Raw genomic sequence first — 22,545 nt, 5'->3', positions numbered from 1 at the left:
CTTACTTTCCCCATTCTTCCTGCGCCCGATTGCGGGCAGCGGCGTCCAGTTGATTGGACCCTTTGGCATATCCGGTGGCCTCGGAAGCGCGCACCAGTTTCATGTAAGCCAGGATGCCCATGACCAGCCCGGCAAAGGCCAGAATTACAGCGATCACAAGTTGGCCCTCGGTCAGATCGCTCGATGTCAGGGCGATGTAGCCGAAAGCCCAAAACCCCGCCCATGCGATCACGTTGATGATAGCAATCAGCTTGGTCACGCCCTAAACCCTCTCGATGATCTTCTCGCCGAACAGGCCCTGAGGTCGGAACACGAGGAATATCAGCGCCAATACATAGGCAAACCAGTTCTCAGTCGCACCGCCAACCATTGGGCCGATGGCGAACTCGAACAGTTTCTCACCCACACCGATGATCAGGCCACCGACGATGGCTCCGGGGATCGAGGTGAATCCGCCTAGCATCAGCACCGGCAGCGCCTTCAGCGCGATCAGCGACAGCGAGAACTGAACGCCCGATTTGGTGCCCCACATGATGCCCGCGACCAGCGCCACAAACCCGGCGACCGACCAGACCATGATCCAGATGAAGTTCAGCGAAATCCCGACCGATAGCGCCGCCTGATGGTCATCCGCCACCGCACGCATCGCCCGACCCTGCTTGGTGTACTGGCTGAACGCGACCAGAGCCGCCACCAGAAGTGCTGCGATGATCGTGGCCACGATGTCCAGATTGTCGATGAAGAAACCGTAGTCGAAGATATTAAAGGTCGTCTCGTCAATCCACAGGTTGATACCCTGCGGCAGACCCACATCCAGCGTCTTGATCTCGGACCCCCACATCAGGTCGGCGACGCCCTCAAGGAAATAGGCCAGACCAATGGTCGCCATGAACAGGATGATCGGTTCCTGTCCGACCAGATGGCGCATGACGAACCGTTGCACGCACCAGGCCAGCAACACCATCACGGCCATGGTCAGAATAATCGCAAGCAACGCGGGCACATTCCAACCAAAATTATAGACATGCGTGCCGAAAGTCGCGTTGATCAGATGCGCAAAAGGTACCTGCCCATTCATGATTCCGACCAGCGTCATCGCCGCAAACAGGGCCATAACCCCTTGGGCATAATTGAAAATCCCCGACGCCTTGTAGATCAACACAAAGCCCAGTGCGACCAGCGCATACAGCACCCCAGCCATCAGACCGTTGAGGATGACCTCCATCGCGAAGATTAATTGTTCAGGCATGCCAGCCCCTCCCCAATTCTGCCCGGACCTCAGTCATGGCTGACCCCCAAATAGGCATCAATGACTTCTTGGTTGTTGCGCACCTCATCCGGGGTGCCGTCACCAATCTTTTTGCCGTAATCCATCACAACCACACGGTCGCTCAGATCCATTACCACGCCCATATCGTGCTCGATCAGCGCAATCGTGGTGCCAAACTCGTCATTCACGTCGAGGATAAAGCGGCTCATGTCCTCTTTCTCTTCGACGTTCATCCCGGCCATCGGCTCATCCAGCAGCAGCAATTTCGGTTCCGCTGCCAGCGCGCGCGCCAGTTCGACCCGTTTCTTCAACCCGTAAGGCAGCCGGGACACCGGCGTTTTGCGGATGTGCTGAATCTCAAGGAAATCAATGATCTTCTCGACCGCCTCGCGATTCTCGGTCTCTTCTGCCTCGGCCTTACCCTTCCACAGCGCCTGCTGAAGAATATTGGTCTTCATAAAACCCAAACGCCCGGTCATGACGTTGTCCAGAACGCTCATCCCTTCAAACAAGGCAATGTTCTGGAACGTCCGCGCGATCCCTTGCTGGGCTACTTCAAAGGGCCGCATCGGCGGGCGTTTGGCACCGTGAAACCAAACCTCACCCTCTTGCGGAACATAAAAGCCCGAGATCACATTCAGCATCGAGGACTTACCCGCCCCGTTTGGCCCGATGATCGCACGGATCTCACCCTCACGGATGTCGAACGAGATATCCTTGATCGCCACCACGCCGCCAAAGCGCAGGGTGATGTTCTTCATCTCCATCACCACACCGCCGATCTTGCGGCCGTCTTCGGTGACATATCCTTCGGAGTTATCCAGCATCAGAACCTCCCTGACACAAAAACGGGATGGCGGGCTGGGCGATGACCGCAGGTCGAGCGGCGCGCGTCAGCCCACTCATTCCGCCGCCACCTTGTGCTGCGCGACCGGAACCACTGGCGCATCGACAATTTCCAACGTCGCAGAAATCGATCCCTTACGACCATCTTCATAGGTCACTTCAGTCGTGGTCGAAACGCTCGACGACCCGTCGTACAACGCCGCAATAATGTCGCTGAATTTGTCCTCGACAAACCCACGCCGCACCTTGCGGGTCCGAGTCATCTCGCCATCATCGGCATCCAGTTCCTTGTGCAGAACCACAAAGCGATGCACCTGACAGCCCGATAGCATTTCATCCGCCGCGACCGACTTGTTTACCACTTCAACGTGGCTCCGAATCGTCTCTAACACACGAGGATGTCCCGCAAGTTCCTGATAGGACGCGTAGGCCACGTTGTTGCGTTCCGCCCAGTTTCCGACCGCCGTCAGGTCGATATTGATGAAAGCGACGCATCGATCCTTGCCATTCCCGAAAAGCACGACTTCAAGAATATCGGGATAGAACTTCAGCTTGTTCTCGACATATTTCGGCGCAAACATCGAACCATCAGCCATCTTGCCCACGTCTTTGGCACGATCAATGATCCGCAGATGGCCTGAATTCTCCTCTATGAACCCGGCATCCCCCGTCGCCACCCAACCTTCGGCATCCTTGGTCGAAGCCGTCGAATCCGGGTTGTTGTAATACTCGACGAACACGCCGGGTGAGCGGTAATGAATCTCGCCCTTATCATCGATCTTCAGCTCGACATCTGGGGCCGGAACACCAACCGTATCCGCCCGTACCTCGCCATCCGGCTGCACGGTGATGAACACGGTCGCTTCGGTCTGACCGTAAAGCTGCTTCAGGTTGATGCCCAAAGAGCGGTAGAAATCAAAGATTTCCGGCCCGATCGCTTCACCCGCCGTATAGCCCACACGGAACCGGCCATAGCCAAGCGTATCCTTGAGTGGCCCATAGACCAGCAGATTGCCCAACGCATATTTCAACTTGTCGCCAAAGCCCACCGGCTTGCCGTCCAGCAGCAATCCACCAACCCTCTTGGCATGGGCCATGAAATAATGGAACATGCGCTGCTTCAGCTTGCCCGCATCCTCCATCCGGATCATCACGTTGGTCAGCTGGGTTTCGAACACCCGCGGCGGGGCAAAGAAATAGGTCGGCCCGATCTCGCGCAGGTCGGTCATCATCGTGTCGGCGCTTTCGGGGCAGTTCACGCAGAAGCCGCACCAATAAGCCTGACCAATCGAGAATATGAAATCGCCAACCCAAGCCATCGGCAGGTAAGACAGGATGTCTTCGTTCCGGGTAAGATGATCGAATTCCGCCGAGTTCTTAGCGCTTTCGATAACATTGCGGTTCGACAGCACCACGCCCTTGGGCTTGCCCGTGGTGCCCGAGGTATAAAGCATCACGCAGGTATCATTGTAAGTGATCGCCGCGATACGCTTGTCCAGCTCAGCATCGAAACGCGCGTGACCAGCGCTGCCTTCAGCCATGATATCTTCAAGCGCGTTCATCTGCGAGTGGTCGTATTTCCGCATCCCCCGCTTGTCGGTGTAGAGTATGTGTTTGACCTGATGCAGGTTTTCCTGAATTTCAATGACCTTGTCGACCTGCTCCTGATCACCGCAGACGACATATTTCGCACCGCAATGTTCCAGCACATAGGCCATCTCTTCGGCGACCGAGTCCTGATACAGAGGCACCGGCACCGCGCCTACCATCTGAGCGGCAACCATCGACCAGTAATGGGCGGGACGGTTCCGACCAATCACAGCAATATGGTCACCCTTTTCAACGCCAAGTTCTAGAAACCCAAGCGCGATGGCACGGATTTCTTTGGCGGCTTCCGCCCAGGTCCAGCATTGCCAGATCCCGAATTCCTTTTCCCGATAGGCCGGGGCATCCCCGAACTGGGTCACATTGCGGTGTAATAGCGCCGGAAGAGAGTCCATCCCTTCAGCGCCCGACTGCGTCTGAGCCAATCTTTCTCTCCTCCCCATCCGACCCCTCCCCGGGCCGAAAATGGCGGGTTCGGGATGGTGCCCGAACGCCAATGCCCCGATAAGGGACGTCGTAACGATCAGCGTCAAGTTTTGCCTGATGTTTTCTCAATTCTTACGAATTGTAACAGGGGTGGAGGGGTGATCCTTCGAGTTGTACGAAACGCGCAAGAAGGCTTACCAGCTGTCATGCGTTGGCGAAGAGTGGCCGTTTAACGGCATGAGTGACTTTGGTTCCAGTTACATCAATTGATAATTCCTACGAGCTAAGAAATACAGGAATGTTAACTTGAGAAGGAGCAGTACTTGCTGACGTATGCGTCATAAGCCTCTGTAAACGTAATAGCTTTTGTTTCCACACCGGGCCCAGTCATCGAAATCACCATGCTATCTCGCCACTCGTAGTAGTGGCTATTTCCGTCACCTCTAGGAGAAGGAGACGTATCCGACGAGGGCTCTCTTAACACCGATCGTTCTTGTCTAGTAAGCGTGCCATCTCGCATTGTGAATCCGTACAGCGCCAAACCTACCTCAGGTGTACCGTCGTAAAGCTTGCCATAGGCGTACTTCTTTCCAGGAAAACGATTGTCCTCATTGAGTTGAGCGTCAATCATATCGAATTGGAATGAAGTCCAGAGAACCCAGCCATGGTTGGGTATTTCGCGCCACCTAAAGGTGGTCATTTGACACCCATCAACCTGAACTTCACGGCGTTCATCTTCGAATTGATGGCTTCCCCCTTGCATCAGAGCCGCGACGAGTTCTTCCCTTTCGCCCGCGTACGCAGCCGTAGAAACAAAAATCAAAACTGCAGAAATATTCTTCACAACTTTTTCTCGAAATATTTGGAAAACACTACAACCAATCCCGCAAAATCGGAATCAACGGGACATCCGCCGCGGGCATCGGATAGTTCCGCAGGTCATTTGCCCGCACCCATTTCAACGCCTGGCCTTCCTTGGACTGTGGGATGCCTTCCCACTTCCGGCAGGCAAATAGCGGCATAAGCAGATGGAAATCGTCATAGCTGTGGCTAGCAAAGGTCAGCGGCGCGAGGCACGAGGCCCAGGTGTCGATGCCCAGTTCCTCGTGCAACTCGCGGATCAGGGCGGCCTCAGGGGTTTCTCCGGGTTCGATCTTGCCGCCGGGGAATTCCCACAGACCGGCCATGGATTTGCCCTCGGGGCGTTGGGCCAGCAGGACGCGGCCCTCGATGTCGATCAGAGCGACGGCAGACACCAATACTGTCTTCACGAGCGGTAATCCGCGTTGATCTCGATATAGCCGTGGGTCAGATCGCAGGTCCAGACGGTGGAAGCGCCCTGACCCAGTCCCAGATCGACTGCGATCACCAAATCCTGACCTTTCATATAGGCCGCAGCGTCTTCCTCGCGGTAGTCGGGGCTGACCCAGCCTTTTTCAGCCACAAGGATGTCTCCGAACGATATGCTCAAAAGGTCGCGGTCTGCAGCAGCACCGGATTTGCCGATGGCCATGACGATGCGGCCCCAATTCGGGTCCTCGCCCGCGATGGCGGTTTTGACCAGCGGGGAGTTGGCGATAGCCAGCCCGTGGGTTTTGGCATCAGCATCCGTGGCGGCGCCGGTCACACGAATTTCTACGAATTTCGTGGCCCCTTCGCCGTCGCGGACCACTTGCTGCGCAAGGTCCAACATCACTGTTTCCAGCGCTTGCGCGAAAGCGGCATTGCCGGTGGCATCGACGCCCGATGCCCCGGTGGCGCAAAGCAAGAGGCTGTCGGATGTCGAGGTATCGCTATCCACGGTGATGCAGTTGAAGGTCCGGTCGGTCTGCGCGCCCAGCATCGCCTGCAGCGCTGTTTGCTCGATCTGAGCGTCGGTGAAGATATAAACCAGCATCGTCGCCATATCGGGCGCGATCATGCCGGAACCCTTCGCTATCCCCGCAATAGAGACTGTTTGGCCGCCAATATCGACCTGCGCCGACGACCCCTTCGGGAAGGTGTCGGTGGTCATGATCGCGCGCGCCGCGTCCTCGATCGCGTGACGGCTGAGGCCCGCCCTCAACGCCTCAAGCTGTGCAACGATGCGGTCATGGGGCAGCGGCTCGCCGATGACGCCGGTCGACGAGGTAAAAACCCGATCTACCTCAACACCGGTAGCTTTGGAGACGGCTTGCGTCACCTCGGCCACTGAGGTCTGCCCGTAATGGCCGGTAAACGCATTGGCGTTGCCCGAATTCACAAGGATCGCTGCAGGCCCGTCGCCGGGCCCGCCGATCTTGTCCTGACAATCCAGAACGGGGGCCGCACGGGTTGCCGAGCGGGTGAACACCCCCGCCACCGAAGTGCCCGGATCAAGAACGGCCAGCATCACATCGGTGCGGCCTTGATATCGGACACCAGCCTCGACAGTGGCGAAGCGCACACCGTCGATCGCGGGCAATTCGGGGAAGGCCGCCGGGGCCAGCGGTGAAACCTTGGTTATCGTGGCCACGGGGTTACTCCTGCAGCAGCTCCAGCTGGCGCATGACCTCGGGGCCGGCGCCCTCGAGCGTGGGACGCTCGATTTGCGCTTGCTGCGTCAACTCGTCAATCTTAGCCTGAATTGCTTCTTGCCGAATGGTCTGAGCCAATTCATCGCGCACGACCGCCAATTCGGGGGCCTCGGTCTTGCGCTTGTCGTTCAGCGTGACCACGTGCCAACCGAACTGGGTTTGCACCGGATCCGAGACTTGACCCTTTTCAAGGCCAAGCACGGCACCTTCAAACTCGGGCACCATCTGGCCTTTGCCGAACCAGCCCAGCGCACCGCCATTGGGGCCAGAGGGTCCTGTGGATTTTTCTTTCGCTAGCTCAGCGAAATCTGCGCCTTCTTCAAGTTGGGCTTTGACAGCTTTGGCTTCGTCCTCGGATTCGACCAGAATGTGGCTGGCATTGAACTCGTCTTCACCCTGAAACTCGGCGAATTGCGTGTCATAGGCGGCCTGTATGGCCTCATCAGTGACACTGGCGGCTGTCAGCGCTTCGACGGTTTGCACGGCGCGCAGGGACCGGGTTTCGTTTTCCAGTCGAAGGGCGTTGAGTGTATTCAGCTCTTCCTGTTCAAGGCTCAGAAGGTGCTGCTGGACAAGTTGCTCGAGGATGAAATCATATAGCACCTCATCTTCAAGCTGCTGATACTGCGCCGGCAGCGCCGAGGCGGTGGCGATGACGTGACCCAATGTGATCTCGTCGCCGTTCACGCGGGCAACCACGGTGTTGGCATCCGGTGCGTCCTGGGCGGCCAGCGGCAACGCCATCACGGCAGCAAGCGCAAGCGATGGCAGAAAAGTGAGGCCTTTGGGCATGGAATTATCCTATTTCTTTGCCGCGACAGGGCGCAGCGTTGACACTGTGGAACCTGCCCCTTACATCGCTTTGAAGCCTTGGACAGGGCCGCCTTTCACCCCCCCGTATCTAGGGGCTGCGCGCAAGGTGGGCAAGCCTGTCGCAACCAAGAAAAAAACAGATCCGCTGGAGTGAACATGCTGGGACTCGGAACGCTCGCCAAAAAGGTGTTCGGAACACCGAACGACCGCAAGATCAAGGCGGCCCGCCCGCTGGTCGAAAAGATCAATGCGCTGGAGCCGGAGTTCGAGATCCTGACCGACGATGGCCTGATCGAGAAAACCGCTGAGCTGCGCAAACGAGCGCTGGACGGTGAAAAGCTGGATGACTTGCTGCCGGAAGCATTTGCCAATGTCCGCGAAGGGGCCAAGCGCGCCCTGGGTCTTCGGGCCTTTGATGTGCAGTTGATGGGTGGTTTGTTCCTGCACCAGGGCAATATCTCGGAAATGAAAACGGGTGAAGGCAAAACCCTGGTCGCCACCTTCCCCGCCTATCTGAATGCACTGACCGGCAAGGGCGTGCATGTGGTCACGGTGAACGAATACCTGGCCAAGCGCGACTCGGAATGGATGGGCAAGGTGTTTGCGTCCGTTGGCATGACGACCGGTGTGATCTGGTCGGGCCAACCGGATGCCGAGAAGATGGCGGCGTACAAGTGTGACATCACCTATGCCACAAATAATGAGTTGGGCTTTGACTATCTGCGCGACAACATGAAGGCCGATCTGGAACAGGTCTATCAGAAGCACCACAATTTCGCGATCGTCGACGAAGTCGACTCGATCCTGATTGATGAGGCGCGGACGCCGCTGATCATCTCGGGGCCGGCACAAGACCGATCGGACCTTTATACTGCCATCGATACCGTGATCCCGACGCTGCAGGACGATCATTACTCGCTCGATGAAAAAAGCCGCAGCGTGACGTTCACCGATGAAGGCAACGAGTTTTTGGAGCAGCAACTGCTTTCAGCGGGTCTGCTGCCCGAGGGGCATTCGCTGTATGACCCCGAAAGCACCACTGTAGTGCATCACGTCAATCAGGGCCTGCGCGCGCATAAACTGTTCCAACGTGACAAGGACTATATCGTTCGGGATGGCAATGTGGTGCTGATCGACGAATTCACCGGTCGGATGATGCCGGGCCGCCGCTTGTCGGAGGGTCTGCACCAAGCTATCGAAGCCAAGGAAGGCGTACAGATTCAGCCCGAGAATGTGACGCTGGCCAGCGTGACATTCCAGAACTATTTCCGCCTCTATGACAAGCTGTCCGGCATGACCGGCACTGCGCTGACCGAGGCGGAAGAATTTCAGGAAATCTATGGTCTGGGTGTGGTCGAGGTTCCGACCAACAAACCAATCGCGCGTGAGGACAAAGACGACCAGGTCTATCGCACGACAGCCGAAAAATACGGTGCCATTATTGAACAGGTCAAAAAGGCCGGTGAAAAAGGTCAGCCGGTTCTTGTCGGTACCACGTCGATCGAAAAGTCCGAAGTGATCAGCCAGATGCTGACTAAGGAGGGTATCGAGCACAATGTTCTGAACGCCCGTCAGCACGAACAGGAAGCCCAGATCGTGGCAGATGCCGGCCGTCTGGGTGCGGTGACCATCGCCACCAACATGGCGGGTCGCGGTACTGACATCCAGCTGGGCGGTAACGTTGAGATGAAGGTGCTACAGGCGCTGGCCGAAAACCCCGAGGCTGACCCGGCCGAGTTGCGTGCGGCAGAAGAAGCCAAGCACGCGGAAGAAAAGGAAAAGGTGCTGCAGGCCGGTGGTCTTTACGTAATGGCGTCCGAACGTCATGAAAGCCGCCGGATCGACAACCAGCTGCGAGGGCGTTCGGGACGCCAAGGTGACCCGGGCCGCACCGTGTTCTACCTGAGCCTGGAAGATGACCTGATGCGCATCTTCGGTTCGGAACGTCTGGACAAGGTCCTGACCACGCTGGGCATGAAAGAGGGCGAGGCAATCATTCACCCCTGGGTGAACAAATCGCTGGAACGGGCGCAATCCAAGGTCGAAGGTCGCAACTTTGACATGCGCAAAAACGTTCTGAAATTCGACGACGTGATGAACGATCAGCGGAAAGTCGTGTTCAGCCAGCGGCGTGAAATCATGTCAGCAGATGATCTGTCGGATGTCGTGTCCGATATGCGTGAGCAGGTGATCGACGATATGATCGACGAATTCATGCCGCCAAAATCATATGCAGATCAATGGGATACAGAAGGTCTGCACGAAGCGGTCAAAGAGAAGCTGACCATCGATGCGCCGGTTCAGGACTGGGCCGCCGAGGAAGGCGTAGATGACGAGCAAATCCGCGAACGTCTGATCAAGGCCGCCGATGAAATGATGGCGCAGAAGGCCGTGGCGTTTGGCCCGGAAAACATGCGCAACATCGAAAAGCAGGTTCTGCTGCAGACTATCGATGGCAAATGGCGCGAACATCTTTTGACGCTGGAACATCTGCGCTCGGTCGTGGGTTTCCGTGGCTATGCACAGCGCGACCCGCTGAACGAGTACAAGAACGAAAGCTTCCAGCTGTTCGAAGGGATGCTTGATTCCTTGCGCGAAACCGTCACTCAGCAATTGTCGCGCGTGCGCCCGCTGAGCGAAGAAGAACAGAAGGAAATGCTCGCGCAGATGGCAGCGCAACAGGCACAGGCGCAGAAAGCTGTGGATCAAGCTGCCGGGAATGCCGAGGCGATCGCCGAAGCCGAAGCGTCTGGTGACAGTCGTCCGGGTTTTGTCGAGGATGATCCTTCGACTTGGGGTAACCCGTCACGCAATGATCCTTGCCCCTGTGGCTCGGGGAAAAAATTCAAACATTGCCACGGCAGGTTGACTTAACGTCACCTGCTTTCCACCACAATGAGTCCGCCTCACGGCCACATATTGGCCTTGATTGGGAAGCAAATTGCGACTCGCTCCTTCAACTGGGGAGGGTGTCTTGTTTGTCATTAAGAACTACGTGACCACGGGCGGAACCGTTGCCTGCGCTCTGGCCATTGGATATTTGATGCAAAGCGGATCGGCGCAGCAACCCAATGCTGAGCCGAGCGGTGAACGCGTCGCTTCGATCTCGGAACAGGACTCGGACCTGACCGGACTGGAAAGCGTTGTCCTGACCTCTTCTTCCCCGACAGAAACGCGTCCCAAGGATCTATCTCAATCCATACGCTCAGCGCCAGAAACCAGCCGTTTGCCTTCGAATTGCGATATGAGCGCGCGCGCCATGGCTGTGCCCGGCGCCAACGTACGGCTGCGGGTCAAGGCCCCCTGCCACGCCAATGAGACCATTGAGGTTCATCACAACGGGCTGGTTTTCAGCACCGAGACCGATGCGCTTGGCGGCTTGAACCTGACCATCCCGGCGCTGTCGGAATACGCTATTTTCCTGATCTCGCTGCCGGATGAGAAAGGCACCGTTGCGACGACGCATGTGCCCGAGATCAACAGCTTCAACCGGGTTGCCTTGCAGTGGCAGGGCGAAACCGATCTGCAGCTTCATGCGCTGGAATTCGGCGCAGGTTACGGGGAAGAAGGCCACGTGTGGTCCGGGTCCCAGACCGGCGGCGCGGGCTCGGTGATCCATCTGGGTCAGGGCGGTTCGGACGTCGCGCGCAACATCGAGGTTTATTCATACCCCATTGAGACCGCAACCGAGGCCGGAAGTATCACTCTGTCGGTTGAAACTGAGGTCACTGAAGCAAATTGCGGCAAGCCCCTAAGCGTGCAATCATTGGAATGGCGCGCGGAACGGCTACGCTCACGCGACCTGTCGCTGGATATGCCCGGTTGTGAGGCAGCTGGCGATTTTCTGGTGTTGAATAATCTGTTCTCAGACCTGACAATCGCTGCCAAATAAGCAGCAGGCAGATCTACGGTTTCCAATGAGCATTCTTCGTGCGGTGTTCGCCGCGCTTTTTGCCTTATCCTTGGCACAAAGCGTATTCGCGCAGGACATCACTTTGACCTCGCATGACGGCAAGGTAGAAGTGGTCGGCACCCTTCTTGGTTACGACGGTGAATTCTACCGTGTCGATACGCAATTCGGAGAGCTTACGGTCGATGGATCGGGGGTCACCTGCGACGGCCCAGCTTGCCCCAACCTGACGGATTTTGTGGCCGAAGTTCGGTTCTCTGGCTCATCAGTGATCGCCGAGACGCTGCTGCCCGCACTTGCACAGGGCTTTGCCATCGAGGAAGGGTTAACACTGTCACAGCCTGAGGGAACCGGAGACCTGCGGGTCTACGCTCTGAATCACCCTGATCGGCAGGCGCCTTTGGCGAGGTTCATATTTCGTGCAACGGATACGGCTGACGGCTTTATCGATCTGGTTGAGAACACCGCAGATGTCGTGTTGGCGCAGCGGGAAATTCGATCAGACGAACTGGAGTTGACCAAAGCCGCTGGGCTCGGAGATCTGACGCAAACCCGCCGGTCGCGCGTCTTGGCTCTGGATGCAATCGTGCCAATCGTGTCAGCCGACAATCCCGTGCGCCAGATATCGCTTGCTGATCTGGTGAAGGTTTTCACCGCCGAGGTCGCAAATTGGGGCGATCTCGGTGGGCCTGATGCGCCGATCTCTCTGCATCTGCCACAGGTCGGTTCCGGGCTGGATCAGGCGGTCGAGGATTTGCTGTTAGCACCTGCCAACGCACATATGACCGCTCAGATCACGCGCCACGATCGAAACAGCGATCTGGTGCGCACGGTCTCGAACGACCCGTTCGCGCTCGGCGTCGCCAGTCTTGCCGAGGCCGGGACTGTGCGCGCCCTGCCTCTGACCGGTGGGTGCGGACATGCCCTGTCGGCAACACGGCAATCGGTCAAGACCGAAGATTATCCGCTGACCTCACCCATGTTTTTCTATTTGCCACAAAGACGATTGCCCAAAGTCGCGCGACAGTTTTTGGCCTATACCCAAAGCAGCGCCGCACAGATGGTCATCCGGCAAGCCGGATTTGTCGATCAATCCCTTGAAACAATCCAGGTTGGGCTGCAAGGCGATCGGCTGGCCAATGCGATCAGCACCGGTGGAGCTGAGGTCGGGTTGCAAGAGTTGCAGCGCATGATCGAAACCCTCCGTCCACTTTCGCGGCTATCTTTGTCCTTTCGGTTCGAACCGGGGTCTTCGCGACCCGATGCTCAGTCCCGGTCAAACATCTTGAACCTTGCGCAAGCTTTGGAAAGCGGAACGTTGGAGGCGCGTCAATTGATCTTTGTTGGGTTTAGTGACGGCGAGGGCGCGGCGGTCGCCAATTCACGTATTGCCCTGCAGCGAGCCAAAACCGTCCGAAACGCAGTGCTGGCATCGGTCGAAACCAGCCTCCCCGACAGCATCGAAATCAGTGTCGAGGGCTTTGGCGAGGCCATGCCGATGGCCTGCGACGACACCGAATGGGGCCGCAAGGTGAATCGTCGGGTCGAAGTTTGGATCCGATAACCCTTACAAATAGCCTTGCGAGCGGAAACTCAGTTCAGCCGATTTCCCGATGATCAGGTGATCATGCAAAGTCAGCCCAAGGGCGGAACACGCATCCTGAATCCGGTTGGTCATATCGATATCCGACTGCGACGGCGTCGGATCACCGGATGGATGATTGTGGACCAGGATCAGAGCCGAGGCATTGAGTTCCAACGCCCGCTTCGCGACCTCTCGCGGATAGACCGGCACATGATCCACCGTGCCTTTGGCCTGCTCTTCATCCGCAATCAGCACATTCTTGCGATCTAGATAAAACACACGAAACTGCTCGATCTCGCGGTGCGCCATCGTGGTGTGACAATAGTCCAGAAGCGCATCCCATCCCGAGATCACATGCCGTTGCATCACCCGGGCACGCGCCATGCGATGGGCACAGGCCTCAAGGATTTTCAGATCGGTAATCACCGTGTCCCCAACGCCTTTGATCTGACGCAGCCGTTCCTCGGGTGCCGTCAACACACGATTGAAATCACCAAACGCTTCCATCAGTGCCCGAGCCAGCGGTTTCACATCCTGACGCGGGATGGATCGGAACAGAGCAAGTTCCAGCAGTTCATAATCCGGCATCGCTGCTGATCCGCCAGACATGAACCTTTCGCGCAGCCGCTTGCGATGGTCTTTGATGTAGGAGGGTAACCGACCAACGGGCAGCGGCTGCGCCGGTGCTTCATCCGTATCGAACAGCATGGGGGCTTCGGCAAAGGCGTCTTGGGTCATAACACCACTCTGACGCAGAATCGGTTTCCGAAAAGTTAACGCGCCTTATCTCTGCCCGCCGGATCGGCAACACACGGATCCCCTGCTTCATCTGGCCATAAATATCTCGGGGGGGTCGCCCAAAGGGCGATGGGGGGCAGAGCCCCCCTGCTTAACCGTTTAACCCTTCATGCCATCCCAGAAGGACTTTACAGAAGAAAAAAAGCTTTTAGATTCCGGATGGTTATCCTCACCCAAATCGTCAAACTCACGCAGAAGTTCTTTCTGACGACTGGTCAGATTGACCGGAGTTTCCACGGCAAGTTCGATGAACATATCCCCGATGCCTCCGCCACGCAGGGCGGGCATGCCTTTGCTACGCAGGCGCATCTGGCGACCCGACTGGCTGCCGGCAGGAATCTGTACACGACCGCGACCACCGTCGATGGTCGGCACCTCGATCGAACCGCCAAGTGCTGCCTTGGCCATGCTGACTGGCACACGGCAATAGAGGTTCACGCTGTCACGTTCGAACAGCTTGTGCTCGGAAACTTCGACAAAAATATAGAGGTCACCGGGAGGACCACCACGCATTCCGGCCTCACCCTCACCGGCCAGACGAATCCGGGTGCCGGTCTCGACACCGGCAGGGATGTTCACGGACAATGCGCGATCTTTTTCAACGCGCCCCGCACCTTGGCACGACTTACAAGGGTTCTTAATGATCTGACCCAAACCAGAGCAGGTCGGGCAGGTGCGCTCAACCGTGAAAAAGCCCTGTTGCGCGCGAACCTTGCCCATGCCGGAACAAGTCGGACATGCGGTAGGTTCAACACCACCTTCGGCACCAGTTCCCTCGCAAGAGGAACAGGCCACAGCCGTAGGAACGTTTATGGTTTTCTGCAGGCCTGCATAAGCCTCTTCCAACGTGACCCGCAGGTTATAGCGCAGGTCTGAACCGCGTGCGGCGCGACGGCCCCCGCCTGCCCCACGCTGGCCACCCATGAAGTCGCCGAACAGATCGTCGAACACGTCAGAGAACGCGCTGGAGAAATCGCCCTGACCGAAGCCGCCACCGGGACGGCCGCCGCCGCCACCCATGCCGTTTTCAAACGCGGCGTGACCAAAGCGGTCATAAGCGGCTTTCTTGTCAGCATCACGCAGAACATCGTAAGCCTCGTTGGCCTCTTTGAACTGCGCTTCGGCATCGGGGTTGTCCTTGTTGCGATCGGGATGCAGCTGTTTGGCTTTCGAGCGAAAGCCTTTCTTGATCTCATCCGCAGAAGCGCCCTTGGACACGCCGAGCACTTCGTAATAGTCGCGTTTGGACATCAGTATTTCCTTCTGCCTCAACGTAATCGGGCCGGCCCGGCAACCGGACCGGCCCAAATTGGCCCGGTTACCCGTTAGTTACGCTTGTCGTCGTCCAGATCTTCGAACTCGGCGTCGACAATGTCATCGTCACCCGGCGCGGCATCTGCGGCTGCGGGCTCATCTTCGCCCTGTTCCGCCTGTGCCTTATAGATCGCCTCACCCAGTTTCATGGCCGCTTCGGTCACGTTCTGGATGCCCGACTTGATCTTGTCGGCATTGTCCGTTTCCAGCTCATCCCTCAGCGCAGCAACGGCCAGCTCGATCGCTTCGACGGTTGACGGGTCGACCTTGTCGCCATGTTCCTCGATCGATTTCTCGGTCGCGTGGACAAGGCTTTCGGCCTGGTTCTTGGCTTCGACCAGCTCTTTGCGGGCCTTGTCTGCCTCGGCGTTTTCCTCGGCATCCTTGACCATCTTGTCGATATCTTCGTCCGACAGACCGCCCGAGGCCTGAATGGTGATCTTCTGCTCTTTGCCGGTGCCTTTGTCCTTGGCCGAAACCGAGACAATGCCGTTGGCGTCGATGTCAAAAGTCACCTCGATCTGAGGCATGCCGCGCGGTGCGGGCGGGATTTCTTCGAGGTTGAACTGACCCAGAATCTTGTTGTCTGCGGCCATTTCGCGCTCACCCTGGAAACAGCGGATGGTCACGGCGTTCTGGTTGTCCTCGGCGGTCGAGAAGACCTGAGACTTTTTGGTCGGAATGGTCGTGTTGCGGTCGATCAGACGGGTGAACACGCCACCCAGCGTCTCGATACCCAAGCTGAGCGGGGTCACGTCCAGCAGAACCACGTCTTTGACATCACCCTGCAGAACACCGGCCTGAATGGCGGCGCCCATGGCAACAACTTCGTCCGGGTTCACACCCTTGTGCGGCTCTTTGCCGAAGAACTTGGTGACCTCTTCGATCACTTTCGGCATCCGGGTCATACCACCGACCAGAACAACCTCATCCACGTCGCCAGCCGACAGGCCCGCGTCTTTCAGAGCAGCCTGGCAAGGCTTCATCGACTTCTTAATCAGGTCGCCAACCAGCGATTCCAGCTTGGCACGGGTCAGTTTCATGACCATGTGCAGCGGTTGACCGTTCGAGCCCATCGAGATGAACGGCTGGTTAATCTCGGTCTGCGAGGTCGAGGACAGCTCGATCTTGGCTTTTTCAGCAGCTTCTTTCAGACGCTGCAGGGCCATCTTGTCGGCAGACAGATCGACACCGTGTTCCTTTTTGAACTCATCCGCCAAGTAGTTGACGATGCGCATGTCAAAGTCTTCACCACCCAGGAAGGTGTCACCGTTGGTCGATTTGACTTCGAACAGACCGTCGTCGATTTCCAGAATGGTTACGTCGAAAGTACCACCACCAAGGTCATAAACCGCGATGGTTTGGGTTTCTTCTTTGTCCAGACCATAGGCCAGAGCAGCTGCTGTCGGCTCGTTGATGATCCGCAGCACTTCCAGACCGGCAATTTTACCGGCGTCTTTGGTGGCCTGACGCTGTGCGTCGTTGAAGTATGCCGGAACGGTGATAACCGCCTGCGTGACTTCCTCACCCAGATAGCTTTCTGCGGTTTCCTTCATCTTGCCCAGAGTGAAGGCCGAGATCTGGCTTGGGGAGTACTTTTCACCGCGGGCTTCAACCCACGCGTCGCCATTGCCGCCATCAACGATGGCGTACGGCACCATTTTCTTATCTTTTTCGACTTCTGCATCATCCACACGACGACCGATCAGGCGCTTGACGCCAAAGATCGTGTTGTCGGGGTTGGTGACCGCCTGACGTTTTGCAGGCTGACCGACCAGACGCTCATCTTCTGTAAAAGCGACGATCGAGGGCGTGGTCCGCGCCCCTTCGGCGTTTTCGATGACCTTCGGCTGCGAGCCGTCCATGATGGCCACACACGAGTTTGTGGTACCGAGGTCAATCCCGATTACTTTTCCCATATTTTCAATCCCTTTCTCTTCAAGGCGATGTCCCGAGGGTTGGACCCGTTTTGGCATCCTGCCCCCGATTGATGTGCGCGACAGCACTACACCATCGCGCGTCGAGGCGTATATAAGGGCGGGAACAGGGGCCTGCAAGCGTTCAGAAACGCAGGTTTTCGGGATTCTGTGGCCTTTTTTGGCAAGGTTTTGGCAAGGTTTGGGGATTCTGGAATGGCGCGGCTGTTATTGCGCGGATTTGAAATTCGGAAAGGCTATTTGGATGCGGCGGCGCAGTCGCATCTAGTTGACCTGCTTAGGCCGATTCTGAAAGTGGCACCGCTTTATCGGCCCGTGACACCTTCGGGCAAGGAAATGTCAGTGCGCATGACCTCGGCCGGGGTGCTGGGATGGGTCACTGACCGGGCGGGCTATCGGTATCAGGACACGCACCCAAAGGGCAAGACATGGCCCGCGATTCCGGATGAGATTTTGACCATCTGGCAGGACCTGACAGGCGCGGATCGCCGGCCCGATTGCTGTCTGATCAACTATTACGGTGAAGGCACCAAGATGGGCCTGCATCAGGACAAGGATGAGGCCGATTTCTCGTGGCCCGTGCTGTCGATTTCATTAGGCGATGACGCGCTGTTCCGGATCGGCAACACCACACGCGGTGGCAAGACTGAATCGATCTGGCTGGGCTCGGGCGACGTGGTGGTCATGGGTGGCCCGGCACGGCTGACCTATCACGGGGTGGATCGCATCCGGTTCGGATCATCCAAACTGCTGCCGAAGGGTGGGAGGATCAACCTGACGCTGCGAGTTGCGACCTAACGGCGGGCGTCCCAGCTTTTTGAAACCTGCTTGCGCGTGTAGAATTCGGCGAGCAAGCCGATCATAGTCAGCACGATGCCGATCCACAGCGCATACTCCCAGCTGGAATTGCGCGGAAAGTAATTGCGGAACACAAAGCCCCGACATTGATCAATGACATGAAACAATGGGTTCCAGGCGAACATGGTCAGCATGAATCCACCCAGCGCGTTGCCGACGACCATCTTGCCGGAAAACACCATATTCATGCGACGATAGACATTGGTCAGGATGGCAACCGTATTGGGAAACCACGGCTTGAGTGACAAGAACACAAGGCCCACCGAACACCCCGTGAACCAAGCCAGCGCAAGCATGGCAAAGGCGCCCCCAGGTTCCTGAATTTCAAGCGGTGAAACCGTAACGCTGTAGACAAACAGGATCACCAAGATCGAGGCGAGCTGCGTATAAAACGTGCCAAGAGCAGCAGCAGATAACATCACCATCATGGTCATGGGCGAATGCAGCGTCATGGGATTGTTGCCATCCCCGACGCCCGCAATAGCGCCGACCGACTTGATATGTGTCAGGAACAGAAACACGCCGGACAACAGGAACAGGATGAACTCTCCCCGTATCTTGGCAATCCGGGTGCCCATCAGCGAGAGGATAAAGTAGAACGCGGATGCGACAATAACGACTTGCAGAATATTGATCAGGATCGCTATGACCGCGTTTGAATGCTGCGAGCGGATATTGCGGACCACCGCATGGAATATAAGCTCGGCGGTGGTGAAAACCCCGCCAAGCAACGACTGATTTCGCTTGTAGTGAAACACTCGAATACTCTTTCCTGCTGTGTCAGCCGCAAATTGGCACGAAATTCTTGCTGTTCCGTATCCATAGCATCATAAGTCCGTGAGATGCCCTGATCAACAAACCACAGGAACGGAGCTTTTTTGTGACTTATGACGCGCTTATTCCCGTCATCCGGCGGCTGGCCTTGCAGGCAGGCGACAAGATCATGCAGATCTATGAAGCAGATGATTTCGACGTCAAGGTCAAGTCAGACTCAAGCCCGGTAACCGAGGCGGACGAGGCGGCGGATGCTTTGATCTCGGCCGGATTGCGCGAGGCTTTTCCAGATATCCTGCTGGTGACCGAGGAACAGGCGGCTTCGCATTCCGAAAAGGGCGAGACCTTTCTGATTGTTGATCCACTTGACGGCACCAAGGAATTCATAAATCGGCGCGGCGATTTTACCGTAAATATCGCTTTGGTCGAAAACGGCGTACCGACGCGTGGCGTGGTCTACGCCCCTGCACGCGGCCGGATGTTCTATACGCAAGCTGACGGGCAATCGGTTGAAGAAATCGGGGATCTGGACAAAGATCAGCCGGGTGCGTCAACGCCAATATCAGTCTCTAAACCAAACAATTCGGCGCTGATGATCGTTGCATCCAAGTCGCATCGGGATCAGGCGACCGAGGATTACATCAACAAATATCAGGTGCGCGACAGCAAAAGTGCCGGGTCGTCGCTGAAGTTCTGTCTGGTGGCGACGGGAGAGGCCGACCTCTACCCCCGTGTTGGCCGCACCATGGAGTGGGACACCGCTGCGGGCCACGCGGTTCTGGCCGGTGCGGGCGGACATGTGGTGCGCTTTGACGACCATTCGCCGCTGACCTATGGCAAAGACGGCTATGCCAATCCATTTTTCATCGCCTATGCTCCGGGCGTTGAGCTGAAGGAAGCCTGATGTCAGTATTGATTGCCATTCCCGCGCGCTACGCTTCGACCCGCTATCCAGGCAAACCTCTGGTTCCGCTGACCGGGGCAAACGGAACCAGCATGACTCTGATCGAACGATCCTGGCGCGCCGCGATTTCCGTGTCAGGCGTAGATCGCGTGGTTGTGGCAACCGACGATGACCGTATCCGCGAAGTCTCAGAGGGATTTGGTGCCGAGGTGGTGATGACTTCAGACACCTGCCGCAACGGTACCGAACGCTGCGCCGAGGCGCACTCGGCTCTGGGTGGCGGTTATGACATCGTCGTCAACCTGCAAGGGGATGCGCCTTTGACCCCGCATTGGTTTGTTGAAGACCTGATCTCGGGTCTGCGCAACGCGCCAGATGCGGGTGTGGCCACCCCCGTGCTGCGCTGTGACGGGGACGCACTGAACGGATTACTGAACGATCGCAAGCAAGGCCGGGTCGGGGGCACTACAGCGGTGTTCGGCAATGACCACAGCGCGCTTTACTTCTCGAAAGAAGTGATCCCTTTCACAGCCGAGACCTATGCCAGCAGTGACCCGACACCGGTATTCCACCACGTCGGAGTTTATGCCTATCGGCCTGACGCTCTGACTGCTTATCCGGGCTGGACTAGCGGTCCGCTGGAGACACTGGAAGGGTTGGAACAGCTGCGCTTCATGGAAAACGGCCGCAAGGTTCTGTGTGTCGAAGTTGAAGCCAAAGGTCGTCAGTTCTGGGAGCTGAACAACCCGCAGGACGTGGCCAAGATCGAAGAAATGATGGCCGCTATGGGGCTTGAATGACAAATATTCTGGTTACAGGTGGTGCAGGTTATATCGGCTCTCATGCCTGCAAGGCACTGGCAAGGGCGGGGTATACGCCCGTAACCTATGACAATCTTGTCACCGGATGGCAGGACGCGGTGAAATTCGGCCCTTTCGAGCAGGGCGACCTGCTGGACCGCGCCCGGCTGGACGAAGTGTTCGCCAAATACCAACCCGCCGCCGTGATACATTTCGCCGCCCTCAGTCAGGTCGGCGAAGCGATGGTTGAGCCCGGAAAATATTGGTCGAACAATGTCACCGGTTCGCTGACACTGATACAGGCGGCTGTGGATGCGGGATGTTTGAACTTTGTGTTCTCGTCGACCTGCGCCACCTATGGCGAACATGACAACGTTGTGCTGGACGAGAGCACTCAGCAGCAGCCATTGAATGCCTATGGTGCTTCGAAACGAGCGATCGAGGACATCTTACGTGATTTCCAAGCCGCATATGGCCTGAAGCACGTGATCTTCCGCTATTTCAACGTGGCCGGGGCCGACCCGGATGCCGAAGTTGGAGAGTTTCACCAACCAGAAACCCATCTGGTACCGCTGATGCTGGACGCCATCGATGGCAAGCGGGGTGGCTTGACTGTATTCGGCACCGATTACGACACACCCGACGGCACCTGCATCCGCGATTATGTACACGTCTGTGATCTGGTCGATGCACATGTACTGGGGCTGAAGTGGCTAGAACAGGGCAAAGAAAGCCGCGTGTTCAATCTGGGCACCGGGTCGGGGTTTTCGGTGATGGAAGTCATCGAGCATTCCAAAGCCGTCACCAACCGTGCGGTGCCGTATAGCATCGGCCCGCGCCGAGCCGGGGATTGCACGCGTCTAGTTTCAGGCTCGGTCCGAGCCAAGGAAGAGCTGGGCTGGACACCAAAAAGATCAACGTTAGAGACGATGATCACGGATGCCTGGCGTTGGCATCAGAATGGCAGCTATACCAAGTGAACCTTGAGGATCAGCCGCTTACCTGGGTGCAGCGCTACAAGCTGCGCCTGAAACGCAAGCGGCTGTTGTGGCGATCTTTTCGCAGCCGCCATCAACTGAAGTCGTTGACTGACAACACGCAAAAGATCACGCCCAGCGCCATTCTGGCCTTTACTACGCTGCGGAATGAGATCAGCCGTCTGCCGTGGTTCTTTCACCATTATCGCACGCTGGGCGTTGATCATTTTCTGATGGTGGATAATGGCAGCGATGACGGCTCGGTCCCGTATTTGCTTAAACAGCCGGATGTGTCGCTGTGGCGGACTACGGCAAGCTATCGCGCGTCTCGGTTCGGGTTGGATTGGCTGACTTGGCTGCAGTGGAAATTTGGGCACGACCACTGGACGTTGATGGTCGACGCCGATGAGTTGCTGATCTACGCCCATCACAACACCCATACGCTGCGCGATTTGACCGCATGGCTGGACGCGCGCGGTCAAACCACGTTTGGGGCGATGATGCTGGACCTCTATCCCAAAGGTCGGCTGGGCAAGCAAAGTTATGATCCGCATTCCGATCCAACCGATTGCCTGAACTGGTTTGACCCCGGCCCCTATCGTGCCCAGCGCCAAAGGCCGATGGGCAACCTTTGGGTTCAGGGAGGCGTACGCGAGCGGGTGTTTTTTGCAGATCAGCCCCAAAAATCACCGACCCTGAACAAAATCCCTCTGACCCGGTGGTCACGGCATATGGCCTATGTGAATTCGTGCCATTCCGCGCTGCCCCGGTTCCTGAATTTTGAATATGACGGTCCGGGTGGGCAGACCGCCTCGGGCGTGTTGTTACACACGAAATTCCTGCCCGAGGTTGTCGACAAATCGCGGATCGAAAAACAGAGGCGGCAACATTTTCACGACCCCGATCGGTTCGGCGCCTATTATGACGGGATCATCAGCGGGCCTGATCTTTGGACTTCTGACTCGGTCAAACTAGGTGATTGGCAACAGTTACAAGACCTTGGGCTCATGAACGCGGGCGGATTTCCTGCCACAGGGGGGAAGTAAACCGGATTTAAACCCGTTGCCTCACAAGGTGCAGAGATGTCATAAAACGTTAATGTCCGGCACCACTCAGGCCTCAGGCGGCCCCGGGCAGACGCGCGTATCAAAAAAGGTTGGGCAGCCGCGTGAG

General features: G+C 57.1%; 20 protein-coding genes. 8 read left to right on the top strand and 12 right to left on the bottom strand.

What is annotated here, in order from left to right; all coding sequences use genetic code 11:
• Window position 1: 1 nt before the first annotated feature.
• From AC2TEM_RS04750 to AC2TEM_RS04715, 8 genes are all read right to left on the bottom strand, one after another.
• The gene (locus AC2TEM_RS04750; RefSeq protein WP_170408766.1) at window positions 2–259 is read right to left on the bottom strand and encodes a hypothetical protein; all 258 of its coding nucleotides are present in this window, start codon (window positions 257–259) and stop codon (window positions 2–4) included.
• Between the two features lie 3 nt (window positions 260–262).
• Window positions 263–1,249 carry a branched-chain amino acid ABC transporter permease gene (locus tag AC2TEM_RS04745; RefSeq protein ID WP_170408767.1) on the bottom strand — a complete coding sequence of 329 codons (987 nt, stop codon included), beginning with the start codon at window positions 1,247–1,249 and terminating at the stop codon, window positions 263–265.
• A gap of 29 nt (window positions 1,250–1,278) precedes the next feature.
• Window positions 1,279–2,097 (bottom strand): ABC transporter ATP-binding protein, encoded by an 819-nt coding sequence (locus AC2TEM_RS04740; RefSeq protein ID WP_170426283.1) that lies wholly within the window; start codon window positions 2,095–2,097, stop codon window positions 1,279–1,281.
• Window positions 2,098–2,172: 75 nt separating this feature from the next.
• On the bottom strand, window positions 2,173–4,116 hold the full coding sequence (locus AC2TEM_RS04735) for an AMP-binding protein (protein WP_480856018.1): 1,944 nt from the start codon (window positions 4,114–4,116) through the stop codon (window positions 2,173–2,175).
• Between the two features lie 332 nt (window positions 4,117–4,448).
• Entirely contained in the window at window positions 4,449–4,991 is a 543-nt protein-coding gene (locus AC2TEM_RS04730; protein WP_170426285.1) for a hypothetical protein, read from the bottom strand.
• Between the two features lie 28 nt (window positions 4,992–5,019).
• Complete coding sequence (mutT, locus tag AC2TEM_RS04725; RefSeq protein WP_170334201.1) at window positions 5,020–5,418, bottom strand: 8-oxo-dGTP diphosphatase MutT; 399 nt, start codon at window positions 5,416–5,418, stop codon at window positions 5,020–5,022.
• Window positions 5,415–6,641, bottom strand: a complete 1,227-nt coding sequence (gene argJ / locus AC2TEM_RS04720) for a bifunctional glutamate N-acetyltransferase/amino-acid acetyltransferase ArgJ (protein WP_480856010.1) — start codon at window positions 6,639–6,641, stop codon at window positions 5,415–5,417. Before argJ ends, mutT begins: the two co-directional genes overlap by 4 nt.
• Window positions 6,642–6,645: 4 nt before the next feature.
• Window positions 6,646–7,494, bottom strand: a complete 849-nt coding sequence (locus AC2TEM_RS04715) for a peptidylprolyl isomerase (RefSeq protein ID WP_480856009.1) — start codon at window positions 7,492–7,494, stop codon at window positions 6,646–6,648.
• Between the two features lie 177 nt (window positions 7,495–7,671).
• Between AC2TEM_RS04715 and secA the strand changes: the two genes are divergently transcribed.
• The 3 genes from secA (at window position 7,672) to AC2TEM_RS04700 (ending at window position 12,989) form a co-directional block, all read left to right on the top strand.
• Window positions 7,672–10,389: a preprotein translocase subunit SecA gene (secA, locus tag AC2TEM_RS04710; protein ID WP_170426291.1), complete on the top strand. Its 2,718-nt coding sequence runs from the start codon at window positions 7,672–7,674 to the stop codon at window positions 10,387–10,389.
• 100 nt (window positions 10,390–10,489) lie between these two features.
• Window positions 10,490–11,407 carry a hypothetical protein gene (locus AC2TEM_RS04705; protein ID WP_255611988.1) on the top strand — a complete coding sequence of 306 codons (918 nt, stop codon included), beginning with the start codon at window positions 10,490–10,492 and terminating at the stop codon, window positions 11,405–11,407.
• 25 nt (window positions 11,408–11,432) lie between these two features.
• Entirely contained in the window at window positions 11,433–12,989 is a 1,557-nt protein-coding gene (locus AC2TEM_RS04700) for a phosphate ABC transporter substrate-binding/OmpA family protein (RefSeq protein ID WP_170426293.1), read from the top strand.
• A 3-nt stretch (window positions 12,990–12,992) separates the two neighbouring features.
• Here AC2TEM_RS04700 and radC read toward each other — a convergent pair whose 3' ends face one another.
• From radC to dnaK, 3 genes are all read right to left on the bottom strand, one after another.
• Window positions 12,993–13,748 (bottom strand): RadC family protein, encoded by a 756-nt coding sequence (gene radC, locus AC2TEM_RS04695; protein ID WP_170426295.1) that lies wholly within the window; start codon window positions 13,746–13,748, stop codon window positions 12,993–12,995.
• 159 nt (window positions 13,749–13,907) lie between these two features.
• On the bottom strand, window positions 13,908–15,059 hold the full coding sequence (gene dnaJ / locus AC2TEM_RS04690; RefSeq protein WP_170399308.1) for a molecular chaperone DnaJ: 1,152 nt from the start codon (window positions 15,057–15,059) through the stop codon (window positions 13,908–13,910).
• A 74-nt stretch (window positions 15,060–15,133) separates the two neighbouring features.
• Complete coding sequence (gene dnaK, locus AC2TEM_RS04685) at window positions 15,134–17,041, bottom strand: molecular chaperone DnaK (RefSeq protein ID WP_170426297.1); 1,908 nt, start codon at window positions 17,039–17,041, stop codon at window positions 15,134–15,136.
• 213 nt (window positions 17,042–17,254) lie between these two features.
• On the opposite strand from dnaK, the gene AC2TEM_RS04680 reads away from it, so the two are divergent.
• The gene (locus AC2TEM_RS04680; protein ID WP_170426299.1) at window positions 17,255–17,857 is read left to right on the top strand and encodes an alpha-ketoglutarate-dependent dioxygenase AlkB; all 603 of its coding nucleotides are present in this window, start codon (window positions 17,255–17,257) and stop codon (window positions 17,855–17,857) included.
• Here AC2TEM_RS04680 and AC2TEM_RS04675 read toward each other — a convergent pair.
• Window positions 17,854–18,675: an ABC-2 transporter permease gene (locus AC2TEM_RS04675; protein WP_170399317.1), complete on the bottom strand. Its 822-nt coding sequence runs from the start codon at window positions 18,673–18,675 to the stop codon at window positions 17,854–17,856. The genes AC2TEM_RS04680 and AC2TEM_RS04675 overlap by 4 nt on opposite strands.
• 122 nt (window positions 18,676–18,797) lie before the next feature.
• Between AC2TEM_RS04675 and cysQ the strand changes: the two genes are divergently transcribed.
• The 4 genes from cysQ to AC2TEM_RS04655 are packed head-to-tail and all read left to right on the top strand — an operon-like array spanning window position 18,798 to window position 22,418.
• Window positions 18,798–19,595 (top strand): 3'(2'),5'-bisphosphate nucleotidase CysQ, encoded by a 798-nt coding sequence (gene cysQ, locus AC2TEM_RS04670; RefSeq protein WP_170426301.1) that lies wholly within the window; start codon window positions 18,798–18,800, stop codon window positions 19,593–19,595.
• The gene (locus AC2TEM_RS04665) at window positions 19,595–20,395 is read left to right on the top strand and encodes a 3-deoxy-manno-octulosonate cytidylyltransferase family protein (protein ID WP_170408777.1); all 801 of its coding nucleotides are present in this window, start codon (window positions 19,595–19,597) and stop codon (window positions 20,393–20,395) included. The genes cysQ and AC2TEM_RS04665 overlap by 1 nt, the downstream gene beginning before the upstream one ends.
• Window positions 20,392–21,375: a UDP-glucose 4-epimerase GalE gene (galE, locus tag AC2TEM_RS04660; protein ID WP_170426303.1), complete on the top strand. Its 984-nt coding sequence runs from the start codon at window positions 20,392–20,394 to the stop codon at window positions 21,373–21,375. Before AC2TEM_RS04665 ends, galE begins: the two co-directional genes overlap by 4 nt.
• A complete protein-coding gene (locus AC2TEM_RS04655) occupies window positions 21,372–22,418 on the top strand; it encodes a glycosyltransferase family 2 protein (protein WP_170426386.1) in 1,047 nt (348 codons plus the stop codon). Before galE ends, AC2TEM_RS04655 begins: the two co-directional genes overlap by 4 nt.
• The last annotated feature ends 127 nt before the right edge of the window (window positions 22,419–22,545 follow it).

Source organism: Ruegeria sp. HKCCD3925 (assembly GCF_057221175.1).
The sequence above is the reverse complement of the archived record's forward strand: the minus strand, read 5'-3'. Positions and strand labels throughout refer to the sequence as shown.

Bases quoted from the DNA above. Each gene is read 5' to 3' on its own strand.
- AC2TEM_RS04745 (WP_170408767.1), bottom strand. From the start codon at position 1,249: ATGCCTGAACAATTAATCTTCGCGATGGAGGTCATCCTCAACGGTCTG.
- AC2TEM_RS04740 (WP_170426283.1), bottom strand. From the start codon at position 2,097: ATGCTGGATAACTCCGAAGGATATGTCACCGAAGACGGCCGCAAGATC.
- AC2TEM_RS04735 (WP_480856018.1), bottom strand. From the start codon at position 4,116: ATGGACTCTCTTCCGGCGCTATTACACCGCAATGTGACCCAGTTCGGG.
- AC2TEM_RS04715 (WP_480856009.1), bottom strand. From the start codon at position 7,494: ATGCCCAAAGGCCTCACTTTTCTGCCATCGCTTGCGCTTGCTGCCGTG.
- secA (WP_170426291.1), top strand. From the start codon at position 7,672: ATGCTGGGACTCGGAACGCTCGCCAAAAAGGTGTTCGGAACACCGAAC.
- AC2TEM_RS04700 (WP_170426293.1), top strand. From the start codon at position 11,433: ATGAGCATTCTTCGTGCGGTGTTCGCCGCGCTTTTTGCCTTATCCTTG.
- radC (WP_170426295.1), bottom strand. From the start codon at position 13,748: ATGACCCAAGACGCCTTTGCCGAAGCCCCCATGCTGTTCGATACGGAT.
- dnaJ (WP_170399308.1), bottom strand. From the start codon at position 15,059: ATGTCCAAACGCGACTATTACGAAGTGCTCGGCGTGTCCAAGGGCGCT.
- dnaK (WP_170426297.1), bottom strand. From the start codon at position 17,041: ATGGGAAAAGTAATCGGGATTGACCTCGGTACCACAAACTCGTGTGTG.
- AC2TEM_RS04680 (WP_170426299.1), top strand. From the start codon at position 17,255: ATGGCGCGGCTGTTATTGCGCGGATTTGAAATTCGGAAAGGCTATTTG.
- AC2TEM_RS04665 (WP_170408777.1), top strand. From the start codon at position 19,595: ATGTCAGTATTGATTGCCATTCCCGCGCGCTACGCTTCGACCCGCTAT.
- galE (WP_170426303.1), top strand. From the start codon at position 20,392: ATGACAAATATTCTGGTTACAGGTGGTGCAGGTTATATCGGCTCTCAT.